14 protein-coding genes and 1 pseudogene are annotated in these 14,584 nt (G+C 27.1%); 10 read left to right on the forward strand and 5 right to left on the reverse strand.

Features of this window, described 5'->3' with window-relative positions:
* Nucleotides 1-165: 165 nt before the first annotated feature.
* The gene (locus BGI42_RS08185; protein ID WP_069679853.1) at nt 166-2,454 is read right to left on the reverse strand and encodes a putative bifunctional diguanylate cyclase/phosphodiesterase; all 2,289 of its coding nucleotides are present in this window, start codon (nt 2,452-2,454) and stop codon (nt 166-168) included.
* A gap of 271 nt (nt 2,455-2,725) precedes the next feature.
* On the reverse strand, nt 2,726-2,935 hold the full coding sequence (locus tag BGI42_RS08190) for a zinc ribbon domain-containing protein (RefSeq protein ID WP_069679854.1): 210 nt from the start codon (nt 2,933-2,935) through the stop codon (nt 2,726-2,728).
* 556 nt (nt 2,936-3,491) lie between these two features.
* Here BGI42_RS08190 and BGI42_RS08195 point away from each other — a divergent pair.
* Both BGI42_RS08195 and hydG read left to right on the forward strand, forming a co-directional pair.
* On the forward strand, nt 3,492-3,740 hold the full coding sequence (locus tag BGI42_RS08195) for a TM1266 family iron-only hydrogenase system putative regulator (RefSeq protein WP_069679855.1): 249 nt from the start codon (nt 3,492-3,494) through the stop codon (nt 3,738-3,740).
* Nucleotides 3,741-3,805: 65 nt separating this feature from the next.
* Complete coding sequence (hydG, locus tag BGI42_RS08200) at nt 3,806-5,224, forward strand: [FeFe] hydrogenase H-cluster radical SAM maturase HydG (protein WP_069679856.1); 1,419 nt, start codon at nt 3,806-3,808, stop codon at nt 5,222-5,224.
* 104 nt (nt 5,225-5,328) lie between these two features.
* Here hydG and BGI42_RS08205 read toward each other — a convergent pair whose 3' ends face one another.
* On the reverse strand, nt 5,329-7,269 hold the full coding sequence (locus tag BGI42_RS08205) for a [FeFe] hydrogenase, group A (protein WP_069679857.1): 1,941 nt from the start codon (nt 7,267-7,269) through the stop codon (nt 5,329-5,331).
* 163 nt (nt 7,270-7,432) lie between these two features.
* Here BGI42_RS08205 and BGI42_RS08210 point away from each other — a divergent pair, with 163 nt between their 5' ends.
* Nucleotides 7,433-7,630, forward strand: a complete 198-nt coding sequence (locus BGI42_RS08210) for a DUF2238 domain-containing protein (protein WP_192875367.1) — start codon at nt 7,433-7,435, stop codon at nt 7,628-7,630.
* A gap of 138 nt (nt 7,631-7,768) precedes the next feature.
* Here the strand turns inward: BGI42_RS08210 and BGI42_RS08215 are convergent.
* Nucleotides 7,769-9,366 (reverse strand): annotated as a pseudogene (locus BGI42_RS08215) (beta-N-acetylhexosaminidase).
* A gap of 313 nt (nt 9,367-9,679) precedes the next feature.
* Here BGI42_RS08215 and BGI42_RS08220 point away from each other — a divergent pair.
* The gene (locus tag BGI42_RS08220; RefSeq protein ID WP_069679858.1) at nt 9,680-10,408 is read left to right on the forward strand and encodes a DUF421 domain-containing protein; all 729 of its coding nucleotides are present in this window, start codon (nt 9,680-9,682) and stop codon (nt 10,406-10,408) included.
* Nucleotides 10,409-10,422: 14 nt separating this feature from the next.
* A complete protein-coding gene (locus tag BGI42_RS08225; protein ID WP_069679859.1) occupies nt 10,423-10,788 on the forward strand; it encodes a DUF4363 family protein in 366 nt (121 codons plus the stop codon).
* 183 nt (nt 10,789-10,971) lie between these two features.
* Here BGI42_RS08225 and BGI42_RS08230 read toward each other — a convergent pair whose 3' ends face one another.
* Nucleotides 10,972-11,175, reverse strand: a complete 204-nt coding sequence (locus tag BGI42_RS08230) for a DUF1657 domain-containing protein (RefSeq protein ID WP_069679860.1) — start codon at nt 11,173-11,175, stop codon at nt 10,972-10,974.
* A 228-nt stretch (nt 11,176-11,403) separates the two neighbouring features.
* Here BGI42_RS08230 and BGI42_RS08235 point away from each other — a divergent pair, with 228 nt between their 5' ends.
* Genes BGI42_RS08235 through spoVAE form a run of 5 tightly spaced genes read left to right on the forward strand, consistent with a single transcriptional unit; the run spans nt 11,404 to nt 14,353 of the window.
* Nucleotides 11,404-11,610, forward strand: a complete 207-nt coding sequence (locus BGI42_RS08235) for a DUF1657 domain-containing protein (protein ID WP_069679861.1) — start codon at nt 11,404-11,406, stop codon at nt 11,608-11,610.
* Between the two features lie 12 nt (nt 11,611-11,622).
* The gene (locus tag BGI42_RS08240; protein WP_069679862.1) at nt 11,623-12,483 is read left to right on the forward strand and encodes a DUF421 domain-containing protein; all 861 of its coding nucleotides are present in this window, start codon (nt 11,623-11,625) and stop codon (nt 12,481-12,483) included.
* Between the two features lie 12 nt (nt 12,484-12,495).
* Complete coding sequence (gene spoVAC, locus BGI42_RS08245) at nt 12,496-12,975, forward strand: stage V sporulation protein AC (RefSeq protein ID WP_069679863.1); 480 nt, start codon at nt 12,496-12,498, stop codon at nt 12,973-12,975.
* On the forward strand, nt 12,976-13,977 hold the full coding sequence (gene spoVAD / locus BGI42_RS08250) for a stage V sporulation protein AD (RefSeq protein WP_069679864.1): 1,002 nt from the start codon (nt 12,976-12,978) through the stop codon (nt 13,975-13,977).
* Between the two features lie 22 nt (nt 13,978-13,999).
* Entirely contained in the window at nt 14,000-14,353 is a 354-nt protein-coding gene (gene spoVAE / locus BGI42_RS08255; RefSeq protein WP_069679865.1) for a stage V sporulation protein AE, read from the forward strand.
* Nucleotides 14,354-14,584 lie beyond the last annotated feature (231 nt).

The raw sequence follows: 14,584 nt of genomic DNA on the forward strand, positions 1-14,584 counted from the left end.
CCTTATTAACATTTTATTAAATTAAATATTTATTGCTACACCTAGTGAAAATATTATAAGCTAAGCTGATATTATACTATTAATATTTATATTTTTTGCCTTTTGTTAAAGTTTTTAATGACGGTCTCACACTTAATTTGACAATTTATAATTTAGTTAAGCCTATCATTTGTTTAAGAATTCATCATAAAACAAACTAAATTCATCTTTACATAAAGGCTTACTAATATAATATCCCTGTATACAATCACACTTTAAACTCTTTAAGAACTCTAACTGTGTTTCTGTTTCAATTCCTTCACAGATAACATTTAAATTTAAAATATGTGCTAATTTAATTATAGTTTCTATTATTTCAACTGTTTTATCATCATTAGATAAGTTTAATATCAAACTTCTATCAATCTTAATTACATCTAAAGGTAACCTCTTTAAATAATTAAATGAAGAATATCCTGTTCCAAAATCATCTAATGATATATGTATACCTACATTTCTTATATTACTTAATAATTCAATCATATAAGAAATATCATTAATTATTTCATCTTCTGTTATTTCTATTTTTAAGTTTTTAGGTTTTATATTATATTTATTAATATTTTCTAATATTTCATCTAAAAATGTATCCTGCTTTAATAAGCTTAATGATACATTTATAGAAACCTGAAAATCATCTAAACCCTTATCTATAAATTTTTTAACCAATTTACAAGATTCTTTAATCATGATTCTATCTATTTCTAGTATATCTCCTGTTTTTTTAACTATTGGTAAAAATTTACCAGGTAAAATAACTCCATTTTTAGATTTCCATCTTGCTAAAGCTTCTGCTCCAATAATTTTTTTACTTTTAATATGATATATTGGTTGAAAATATGCTTCAAATTCATTGTTAACTAACCCCTTTTTTATACTTGATTCTAATTTAAATGAATTTAACAATGAATCATTAAAAATACAATATGAATTTCCGCCATTTTTTTTAGCATTATACATAGAAATATCTGCATATTTTAATATGTTAACCATTCCATCTCCATTTTCAGGGAAAAAACTTATTCCTATACTTGCTTTACTTGTAAACTTAAAATTTTTAAATTTATATTCTATATTTATCTTTTCTAATAAATTTTCACAAATTTCTATTATTCTATCCTTCTTTTTATTTCCTTTTAAAATTATAATAAACTCGTCTCCACCTAATCGTCCAATATCTACATCTTCATTTATATATTCGTTTAAAAATTCTGCTGTAGTACAAAGTATACTATCGCCAACATCATGACCTAATGAATCATTTATCATTTTAAAATTATCTAAATCAATAAATGCAAGTGCAAATTCTTCGTTATTTGATATATATTCTTGTCCTATTTTTTCTATACTTCGCCTATTTAATAAATTAGTTAACTGATCATGCTCTGCTATATATTTCATATTATTAGAATAATTTTTCAATACATCAAGCATATTATTTAAATCTGTAGCAAGAGATGAAATTTCATCTTTACAAAAAATATTTTCATTTATTCTATTATTTAAATTAAATGTTTTAACAATTTCAGTAACCCAATTATTTAGTTTTAATATTCTATTGACAACAATTTTCTTTATTAAAATATATATAATTATATTCATAATTGTTGTAACCATAACAATTAATATTAATAAAATGTTTATATTATGTCTTATTCTGTTTACTACTTTTGGTTTCTCTATAAGTGAAAGATATAACTTTTCACCCTTTCCATATGTATCTAATTGAATATAGCTAATAACACTATCTTTTGTATACTTTACATAACAAACTCTTCCATGTTTTTGTATTGATTCATAATCACTAAAATCTTCATCATTTAAGGTATGAATCAAAATTGTTCCAAAAAAATCTTTTAAATCTTTATATACTTTTTTATCTAAATTTTCAACCACTAATAAATATTGTGACGAAGAATTAGAATATATAATTTCTTTACAAATTGCAATGTATTTTCCATCTTTATTAGAAACTATACCTGAAAAAACATTTTTGTTCTCTTGTTTATCTAACTCACCTTTTACTACATTAACTATTTCATAAAATTCTGATTTATTATTATACTCATACTTCTTTCTTATAATATCTGAAATATCAAAATTTTTATCTAATAAATAAATGTTAGAATTAATATTATTAAAAATCTTATTATTTTTTTGTAATTCTTCTTTAAAACCTTCTCTATTAAAATCTTCAAATATTTTTATCCAATGCGATAAATTAATAGTACTATCTCTAAATTGTTCTATTTCCTCTTCTAACCTTTCCACTGCTGCTGATGTTTTTCCTGAACTTTTTTCAACTTCACAATCAAATAATTCCTTCATTGTTATATTAGAAAAAAGGCTATTTAATAATATAGTCATAAAAGTAACTATTATCATCATAATTAAAATTTTTCTAACTATCTTCATTTTATTCCTCTTTTTTCTACATTATATCTTATATTATTCATACAATAGTATATTTTAGCAAGAAAACGTTCATATTACAAATTAATTCAGTGCAAAAAATTTAATTCCTTTAAAAATAAAATAACATTTATTTAATTTTATTATATTTTAAATTAAATAAATGTTATTTTATTACTTTGTATATACCAATTTCCCAAACATAAAAAGAGTCTATATAATTAGACTCTCTACATAACTATTATTAGATTTTTTATCACATAAAATTTATTATTTAGTTCATAAGAAAATCTAAAATATTCCATCCGCCCTTAGTGTTGCCTTTATATAATTCTGTATAACCACATTGTGCACAACTAATTGTAATGAATTTTTTGTTTTGTATATCAAATATTTTAGCAAAATTCCCACCTGTTGCTTGAAATTGATCACTTTCATAATTACTACAACCACATTTTGGGCAAACATATTGACGCTTTTCCATAAAACTCCCTCCATTTCTCATCTATATAAAGATAAAACTATATTATCATATATACTTCATTTTTTCCTTAAATACATCTTAATTTTAGTTAATACAGTCATTTATATTATTTATACATTCTTGCATATCTTTTATTGATTTTAATTGTTCAATAATACTATCTTTATTATTGGTATATTTCATTATTTCGTCTACTTAGTTCTTTAGTTCTAATGTTTTATTGTCTTTAAAAATCACTAAATAAAATTTAAGCATTTTTCACCTTAATAAATAATTAAATTAAAATTTTAATATGCAAATCATGTAAACACAATTCTTTGATAAAAGTAATCCTTTATGGTAAAATTAACTTAAACCTTACTTTAAGGACACTCCTGAGAGAAAAGGTACGTAAATGTAAAAATGTTCTGAATTACATGAGGGATTTACCCAAATGATAAGGCAAATATATAATTAAGTATATATCTATGCCTTTTTGGTATGGATTTTTTATTCTCTAATAAATTATAAAAACAAACTTGGGAATAGCTTAATTGAAGAAGGGATGAGTTATATTATGGATACAAGAATTGCTTTAATAGGCATAATAGTTCACGATACAACTGTAATTGATAAAGTAAATATTATATTGCATGATTATAATAAATATATAATTGGTAGAATGGGTCTTCCTTATAAGGAAAAAAATCTTGCTATTATAAGTATTATAGTTGATGCTAGTAATGATATTATAAGTTCATTATCTGGCAAATTAGGTATGATAAAAGGTTTAAACGTGAAAACTATGTATTCAAAAATAAATTAAATTCCTTTAACTTTATTGTTGTCAGAACAGCTTGCTAAAATTCATATAGAAAGAAGATGTTTGACATGTATAATGTAAAATCTAGTGTAGCAACCGAATTTATTAATCACGAAGAGATCTTAGATACCCTTAAATTTGCAGAAAAAAATAAAAGAAATAAAGTCTTAATTAATGAAATTTTAGAGAAAGCAAAAAAATGCAAAGGTCTTTCACATAGGGAAGCTGCAGTACTACTAGAATGCGATTTGAATGAAGAAATTGAAAAAATTCATAACTTAGCTAAAGAAATAAAGCAAAAATTTTATGGAAACAGAATAGTTATGTTTGCTCCTCTTTATCTATCAAACTATTGTGTAAATGGATGTATTTATTGTCCATATCATCACCAAAATAAACATATAAGTAGAAAAAAATTAACTCAAGAAGAAATAAAAAAAGAAGTAATTGCTCTTCAAGATATGGGACATAAAAGACTTGCTTTAGAAACAGGTGAAGATCCTATTAATAATCCAATAGAATATGTTCTTGAAAGTATAAAAACTATTTATAGTATAAAACATAAAAATGGAGCAATAAGAAGAGTTAATGTTAATATAGCTGCTACAACAGTTGAAAACTATAGAAAACTTAAGGATGCTGGAATTGGAACATATATTTTATTCCAAGAAACTTATAATAAAGAAGCTTATGAAAAACTTCACCCAACTGGTCCAAAGCATGATTATGCTTATCATACAGAAGCCATGGATAGAGCTATGGATGGTGGAATTGATGATATTGGATGCGGTGTTTTATTTGGATTAAATCTTTATAGATATGATTTTGTAGGTCTATTAATGCATGCTGAACATTTAGAGGCAGCTAAAGGAGTTGGACCTCATACTATAAGTGTTCCTAGAATAAGACCTGCTGATGATATAAATCCTGAAGACTTTACTAATGCAATTTCAGATAAATTATTAGAAAAAATAGTAGCTATTCTTAGAATAGCAGTTCCTTATACAGGGCTTATTGTTTCTACCAGAGAATCTCAAGAAACAAGAGAAAAAATATTAAAAGTTGGTGTTTCACAACTAAGTGGTGCATCTTGTACAAGTGTTGGCGGTTACGTTGAAAAAGAAAAAGAAGAAGATAATTCTGCTCAATTCGATGTAAATGATAATAGAACACTAGATGAAATAGTTAATTGGTTACTAGAGATGGGACATATTCCTAGTTTCTGTACTGCTTGTTATAGAGAAGGACGAACTGGTGATAGATTTATGAGTCTTGTTAAATCTGGACAAATAGCTAATTGCTGTCAACCAAATGCTTTAATGACTTTAAAGGAATACTTAGAAGATTATGCATCTGAGCAAACTAAAATAAATGGAGAAAAAGTTATTTCAGAAGAAATAAACAGAATTCCAAGTGATAAAGTTAAAGAGGTTGTAATTAAACATTTAGAAGAATTACATGAAGGACAACGTGATTTTAGATTCTAATATAAAATTTTATATATAAAAGGTAGATTACTTTAATCTACCTTTTATAATTTAAAAATTATAAATTCAAATTAAATAATTAATATTTTAATATAATAAAATACTTATCTTTTCTTAACTTTTGGAAAATATTTTGTATGAAGTAATTCATGAGCCTTATGACTTAATGGGTGATCTAAATATTTTTTATATAGAGCAATTACTTCAGGATTTTCATTTGATCGTCTAAGAACTTTACTTCTATCTATATCATTTAATCCTTCTGCTCTCTTTTCTAAAACTTGTTGCTTGTTTTTTCTCACCTTCGGTTGACCTCCGCCACCTACACAGCCACCTACACAAGCCATAATTTCAATTGCATGGAAAAATTCTTCACCTGATCTTATTTTATCTAACATTTTAGCTGCTTCTTTAAGCCCATGTGCAACCCCTATTCTAAGATTAAGATCGTCAACTTCAATCTCGCAAATTCTAAATCCATCCCATCCTCTAAGACCTTCAAATTCTATGTTATCAATTCTTTTTCCTGTCATATTTTCAATTGCAGTTCTAACAGCTGCTTCTATAACTCCACCAGTTCTACCAAAGATAATTCCTGCACCAGTGTATTCACCCATAATGTTATCTATTTCTTCATCTTCAATTTCTTTTAGATTTATTCCTGAATTTTGAAATATTTTTATAAGTTCTCTTGTAGTAATTACATAATCCACATCATAATTCATATCCACTGAAAATTCAACTCTTGATGCTTCATATATTTTAGCAACACATGGCATAATTGCAACTGAAGTTACTTCTTCTCTTGAAAGTCCTTTTTCTTTTGCCCATATTTCTTTTGCTATAGTAGCAAACATCTCCATTGGTGATTTAGCCGAAGAAGGTACTTCCAACATGTCTGCATAATTTTTTTCTATGAAGTTGATCCAAGAAGGACAACATGATGTAAGTATTGGTAATTTTACACTTTTATCTCCTGCTAAATATTTTTCAAGTCTTTCTTGAAGTTCTGCTGCTTCTTCCATTATAGTTAAATCTGCTCCCCACGTAGTATCAAATACATAATCTACACCTAGTTTTCTAAGGCCTGCAGCTAATTTCTTTTCTACATTTTCTCCTGGTTCAAACCCAAATGCTTCTCCTATTGCAACTCTTATAGCAGGAGCCATTTGAGTAATTACAATTTTATTAGGTGTAGCTAAATCCCTAAGGAACTTTATTGTATTATCTCCTGCTGTTATGGCATCAACAGGACATGCTGATATGCAAGCTCCACAATGAGTACATCTATTATAGTCTATATTATGTTGACTTTTGAATTCCCCTTCTATGCAATCAACAGGACATGCTCTTTTACAGTTTCCACACCCAATACATTTTTTTGTGATAGTTAATTTTATAAGATGATTACATTGAAATGTATAACACTTCTTTTCTTCTATATGTTCTTCTATTTCATCATAAAAATTTTCAACCATTTCTTCTATTATATTATGCTTTTGGTTCATTTTTTCTTTTACATTTTGTGCCATACTTCTTAAGCTATAAACATCACGCATATCAGATACGCCTTTACTTATTCTATCTAGAACCTTTAGCATCTTAGTTATTTCATCTTTAACTATTTCATAATTTTTATAAGTACCATTTTTAATTTTAGCTAATAAATATTCTATATAAAATTTTCCATATTGTATTATACAATCTTCCTCAGATAAAATAACAATTGCTCTACTAATATTTTCATAAAATAATCCAAAATCAAATACTTTATCTAGGCTATCTTTATTTATAAAACCACCAAAAGGAATACCTATTTGAACTGCTTTAAAATCACTATTATTTACAATTCCCCCACAAATATTTAAAATATCCCTAAGGGTTGCTCCTTCTGGTACTTCTATTATTCCTGGCTTATTTATTTTTCCACAAATAGCTATACTTCTCTTTTTATTTCCCTTTATTTTCTTTAATTCTTCTTCAGTAAAAGTTGAAAACACAGATCCTAATAAACTTTTCATAACCATAGTATTTTCATATGACATAATATCAACTCCTTAGCTTCAAAATTTAAAAAATAATTTAAAATATTTCATTGAAATGTATTTTATGTAAAATCAACTACCTTTTATATTATACCTCATTTTTTAATATTCAAATAAAAGTTTGAATATTTAAATTCTTATTTTTATTTGAATAATATTTAACATGATATTTGCATTTAATTTTTCAATTACTTTAGGTACTCTCTGGGAGATGGTTGAATTTTTAGGGGATTATTTATTCAAATTAAATATGGTAAATGGTGGTCTTGAAGATACAGCATCAGATCTTCTTATAAAAATTCTATTTGCTTTTATTACTTCAATAATATGTTATTATAATAATTTTAAGAGCAAAAATTGATGCTGTTTTTATATGATATGAAAACCAAAAAGCTTACAGCTATATTTTATTATATGCTTGCAAGCTTTTCAGATTTTCTTTAAAACCCTAATATAAATAATTCTTTGCTTTTCATTAATTTATAAAAATATACGATTTTTATTCTCCCCATATACTACTATCATTATAATAATTTATTCCTTGATTTTTCAGTCTTTCACCATGTTTCTTTAATCTACTCTTATATTCATTCCAATCCCTACTATCTTTTGGTGTCCAACCTATCTCAGAATAACCTAATAATCTTGGATATATCATATAGTCCATAGCTTTTGTATCAGTAATTGTTTCTGTCCATAATGGTGATTCTATACCTAAGACTAACTCTTTTGGAGCATAATCTGTAGGATCCCATTTATATGCAGTCTCAACCGGAATATAACCAGCCCATTCTAATCCGTATGGAGTGTTTTTATTATATTTCATATCTAAATAAGCTTTTTGTGCAATTGAAATAATTATTTTCATCTTTTTTTCTCTAGCTGCTTTATTAGAATCCTTCCAATTTTGCAATATCACACTTGAATTTATATTAGTAGATATATCAATTGGATCCCAACCTATTGGAGTTTTTCCATACTTTTCAACTATTTTAGATACTCTTCCTACAAAATAATTATAATCTAATTTTTTAATACTATTTGCTTCATCCCCTCCTATATGAATGTATTTTGAAGGTGATATTTCAGAAACTTCTTTTATCACATCATCAATAAATTCATATGTTTTTTCATCATCAGTCATAAGAGAACTAAACCCTACATTTATGCCTGTATATAGCGACTTCTTATTCCCATCTTTATTTAAAAATCCATAAGAGGCTAATGCTGCATTAATATGGCCTGGCATATCAAATTCAGGAATTATTTCTACATATCGCCTGGATGCATATTTAACTAAATCTTTAAACTCCTCTTGTGTATAATATCCTCCTTGACCACCACCTACTTCTGTACTTCCACCTATGGTAGTCAAATCTGGATATTTTTTTATTTCTAAACGCGATCCTTGATCATCACTAAGATGCAAATGAATCCTATTTATTTTATATTGAGCTAAATAATCTATTTGACGTTTAATTTCATCTACAGTAAAAAAGTGTCTAGCTACATCAATCATTAATCCTCTATAATTATATTCAGGCTTATCATTTATTTTTACAACTGGAATGCTCCATTCTACATTATTAACTACAGTATTTTTCTCAATACTTGGTGGCAATAGTTGTCTTAATGTTTGAACTCCTCTAAAGATACCTTCTGACTTATATGCTATAACTTTAACTTTTTCAGGAGTGCTTATAATTTTATAGCCCTCATCACCTTGATTTTCTTCTGATCCAATAGTAGTTAAATAAATATCTCTTTTTTCCCCTCTTTCCCTTTAATAATATTTAATTCAAACCCTGTTGAGTTTTTTAATTTTTCTCTTATAAATTCTGCAATTTTACTAATTTCTTCTGTTTCTTCTTCAGTGTTTCCTTTTACATAAATTGAAGCATCTTTTGTGAGTATAAATTTACCTTCACCTTCTTCATAACTTAAAGGCTTGGGGATAATAATATTGCTACTATTTTTTACAACAAAACTTGATTTTGATTTATTATTTTCTTTAAAAATCATCATAATTGAAATAGTTACTAACATTAGCATTATTATATATATAAATTTCCACTTCCTATTAGATATACTATTCATTAGTTCACCTTCCTCATATATTTTTATATAAATCATTTTTTAATATACTCTTGTACAACAAGCTAAATTAATTTTTAATGTTACTTATTATTTTATAACCTAAAATATCTAAATATATACTATGAAATTGATGATTTACTTATTCCTACTAACACTATTATCCATTATCCTTTCCCCTGCATTATATTTTTATTAGACTATGATCTTCTGGTATTTTAAACATTCATAACTAAATGTAACTAATTTAATAGTATAAAATTTATTTTAAGTTAAATAATAACTGTATATTATTTATATTAGGAGGTATAAAAAATTGAATGAAGGATTAGTAGCTTTGGTTCGTGCTATTATTGGATTCTTTTCACTACTTATTTTTGCTAAAATATTAGGCAAACAGCAAATAAGTCAATTGAGCTTTTTCGATTATGTACTTGGAATAACAATTGGATCTATTGCTGCAACCCTTACAACAGACTTATCCAGTAGAGCTTGGCCTCATTTTATAGGTCTTTTGGTCTGGGCTATTCTAGGTTATATAATGGAATTTATTACATTAAAATGGAGATATGCTTCAAAATATATAGATGGAGAACCTACAATCATAATTATGAATGGTAAAATAATGGAAAATGCTTTGCGTAAAATGAAATATAAAGTTTCTGATATTATGGCACTATTAAGAAATAAAGATGTTTTTGATTTATCGCAAGTGGATTTTGCAATTATTGAACCAAATGGACAATTATCAGTACTTAAAAAACCACAATATGAACCTTTGACACCTAAAGATATGAATATTATTAAACCACCCTCAGGTATAAGTACAGAACTTATTTATGATGGAATACTTATGCACCAAAATTTAAAACAACTTAATAAAACTGAAAAATGGCTTATGGATCAACTAAAAATGTATCAAATCAAAGATGTTTCAGAAGTATTTCTTGCAACACTTACACCTTCTGGCTCCTTGTATATAGATAAATATGATGATCATACTGTAAAAATAACTGATATTGGTGATTATAAAGGACCATATTAAGGAGGAATGTTCTCATGAGAAAATTTTTAGTCATAACCATACCTATAGTAACATTAATTTTTTTTGTAGCAATTATGCTTAGTGGTGGTATCTTAAAAAAATCATTAGTAGAAAACCATAATATTCCCGAATCAATACAATTAATTGTTCAAGATGTAGAATCTGAAAATTGGGAAAATGCTAGTGATAAAGTAAAGCTTTTATCAGATACTTGGGAAAAAATAGTCAAACGAATTCAATTTAGTTCAGAAAGAGATGAGATAAATTCTTTTGAAGCCAGTATAGCACGTCTTACTGGTGCCATAATGGCAAGAGATAAGTCTGCTTCACTTATTGAACTAAATGAAGCTTATAAGCATTGGGATGGATTAGCAAAATAAACTTTAAATCTATTGTAAAAAGTATATTATACTAAGCTTTTTATAATAGATTCTTTATATTAAAGTTTATTTCTGTAATTAATATATAGTTTAACAACTATATATTAACTGGAAATTATAACATATATAAATTTAATCCTATATCTAAATGAATTTATATTCTATAGATATAGGATTATATCATTATTTATTATATTGAGGTTCTTCTTGCTTTACGAAATCAAGTCTTGATTGAATTGTTTGTTCTACATTCTCCATTGTACTTGCAAGTTGATTAAACATTTGCTTTGCTTCTTGATTGTCTGTATCTAAAGAAAATGTCTTCATATCTGCAGCTAATCCTTTAGCACTAGCTAATGCTGTTTCAAGTTTTGTTCCTGTTGGCATAAAAATTCCTCCCTTATGATTTTTTGTTACGAGTATATTTTGTTCATAACTACTTTTAATATTCAGTTTATTATAATGAAATATTTTCCCTATAAAATTTACATATATAATTAAATTTTAGTAATCTGTATTTAATAATTTAAGTGTGTATAAAAAATGAATTAAAGTTAATCTTATTGGTTAAAGTAAGTTCAGAAACAATTTAATAAATATAAAGGAGACTTTTATATGACTGCAATTTCAAAGGTGAAACAAACATTAGCTACACTAAGAGGTGCTGAGTCCACTTTAAGAATGTATTCATTGCAAGAACGCGATAAAGAAGCTAAAGCTATTTATAATGAGGCATGTAACGAAATTAATGAAATTAAAACAAAATTAGAAAAAAGAGTAGGATTTATGGAGTTTGAAGAACCCCAATATAAGGGTAACTAGATGAGGTTGAATATGAGTTCTTGGTTAATAATATTATTTAATTCAATGATTTTGTTTTTTTTAGCATTAACTATAACAAAATATATGAAGAAAAAAACCTTATCTAGGGCTACTCCATTTGATTTTATTTCTTATGCTGTTATTGCTATTATAATTACTTTAATTTCTTTAAATATAGTTGACAATATTTACTTTGGACTAATTGCATTAGCTGTTTGGGCTCTAATGCCTCTTATCTTAGATTATGCTTCTATGAAAAGTAAATGGATTTATAATCTAATACATGGTAAAGAAAGAGTATTAGTTAAAAACGGTAAAGTTATGGAGGATAACTTATCTAAAGAAAGAATTACGGGGCAAGAATTTCTACAAGAAATGCGTTCAAAAAAAGCATTTAACTTAGCAGATGTTGAATTTGCTTTAATGGAGACAACTGGAGATATAAATGTCAGTTTAAAAGCTGATAAAAAACCTGTTACTCCATTTGATTTAGGAAAAAAAGTCGGACCTAAAACTGAGCCTCAAACAGTTATTTTAGATGGAAATATATTAAATGAAGGCCTTACTAATGCTGGATTAAATCACGATTGGCTTACAACTCAATTAGAAACTAAAGGGGTTAGCCTTGAAAATGTTTTTTTAGGTCAAGTAGATTCTTCTGGAGACTTATATGTTGATCTTTTTGATGATCTTATACAAGTACCTAAAACACAAGTTAAAGAAATGCTCTATGCTAGTATTAAAAAAAGTGAAGCAGACCTTATATCATTTTCTTTAGATTGTAACAATGAAGATGCAAAAGCTATGTACTCACAAAATGCTGAGAAATTAGAAAAAATCATAAAAAAATTAGAACCATATTTATTACGTTAGAAGGTGAAATAAATGTCAAATATGAAAAAGAAAAAAATGACCCCTATTCAACAACAATATGATGATTTAGTAAATAATATACAACCTAAAAGACCTATTTTAACTAATTGCATTAGAGCTTTTTTAGTAGGTGGTACTATATGTACAATTGGTCAAGGATTACAGTGGATGTTTATTAATTATTTTAATTTTGATGAAAAAACATCAGCAGGTCCTACTTCCTTAGTTTTAATATTTTTTGCGGTTTTATTTACTGGCCTTGGAATATATGATCATCTTAGTCAGTGGGCAGGTTCTGGAACTGCTATTCCTATTACAGGTTTTGCCAATTCAATAGCATCTGCTTCAATTGAACATAAAACAGAAGGATTTGTTCTCGGAGTAGCTGGAAATATGTTCAGTCTTGCAGGTGCAGTTATTGTCTATGGAGTTTTTGCTGCTTTTGTAGTTGCAACAATAAAAATGGCAATAACATGGTTGGGGGCGATGTAAATGCTTAAAGGACATCAATCCTGGGTTTTTGATTCTAAACCTACAATAGTGGCTTCTGCTGCTGTTGGTGGTCCTTTTGAAGGTAATGGTGCTTTAGCTGATGACTTTGATATAATTTCTGAAGATTTATGGCTTGGTCAGGATAGCTATGAAAAAGCAGAAAAAGCTCTGCTTGAGCATGCTTGTGAAAGGGCAATACAAAAATCAAAAATCCAAAAAGAAGATATTAATTTCTTTTTTAGTGGAGATTTAATGAACCAAATTATCTCTAGTAGCTTTACAGCAAGAACTTTAGGAATACCTTATTTGGGAATATTTGGTGCTTGTTCTAGTTCTATGGAAGGTTTAGCATTAGCAGCACAATTAATAGATAGTAAAGCAGCTAAATATGTTGTAACAGCTGCAAGTAGTCATAATGCTGCTGCTGAAAAACAATTTAGATATCCTACAGAATATGGTGTGCAAAGACCACCTAGTGCTCAGTGGACAGTAACTGGTGCTGGAGCTGCAGTACTTGCACAAAATGGAGATGGTCCTAAAGTAACTTCTGCTACCATAGGAAAAGTAGTAGATATGGGAATCTCAGATCCATATAATGTTGGAGCAGCTATGGCACCAGCTGCTGTAGATACTATTGAAGCTCACTTTAGAGATTTAAATATTGATGCTTCTCATTATGATCTTATTGCTACTGGTGATTTAGGAAAAGTTGGTCATGAACTTGCCAATGCTTTACTAGAAAAGCATGATATAAACATGCCAACAGATATATTCACAGATTGTGGACTTTTAATATATAAAAAAGACCAACCGAGTTTTTCTGGTGGTAGTGGATGTGGTTGTTCTGCAACTGTAACTTATGGACATTTACTTAATCGTATGCGAAAAGGAGAATTAAAGAAAATATTAATTGTTGCAACAGGTGCACTAATGTCTCCTATTTCTTTTCAACAAAAAGAAAGTATACCTAGCATTGCCCATGCTGTTTCTATAGAAATGTAAAAAAGAAGGTGTGAGTTAATTTATGGAAAAATTTATTTTTGCATTTATAATAGGTGGTTTAATTTGTGTTATTGGTCAACTTATAATGGATATTTTAAAGGTTACTCCTGCACATACAACTTGTACATTAGTTGTAATCGGTGCAATTTTAGGAGGATTTGGACTATATGATCCTTTAGTGAAATTTGCAGGTGCAGGTGCATTTATACCTATAAGTAGTTTTGGAAATACACTTGTAACAGCAGCTTTGACTGATGCTGAGCAAACTGGTTTTATCGGAATATTTACTGGTGTTTTAAAAACAGTAAGTACTGGAGTTTCTGCTGCAATAATCTTTGGATTTATTTCCGCCATTGTATTTAAACCAAAAGGTTAAACATTTAAAATAGTCTGTATACCTTTTGTCAAGATAATTTATTACATTATCCTAGCTAAAGATCACAGACTATTTTTTATCTAAAAAAATATATTCTTAATTAAGAACTCTAAATAAATTTATAAATACTATTTACAATTAAGCACATTCAAATAAATAATTAGTCAGTATGCTAGTTTATTTTGTGAACTACATCTTCCTTAGGCTTTGGTAATATCACAACTATTAGCA

This window comes from Clostridium taeniosporum, assembly GCF_001735765.2.
GTDB lineage: Bacteria > Bacillota > Clostridia > Clostridiales > Clostridiaceae > Clostridium > Clostridium taeniosporum.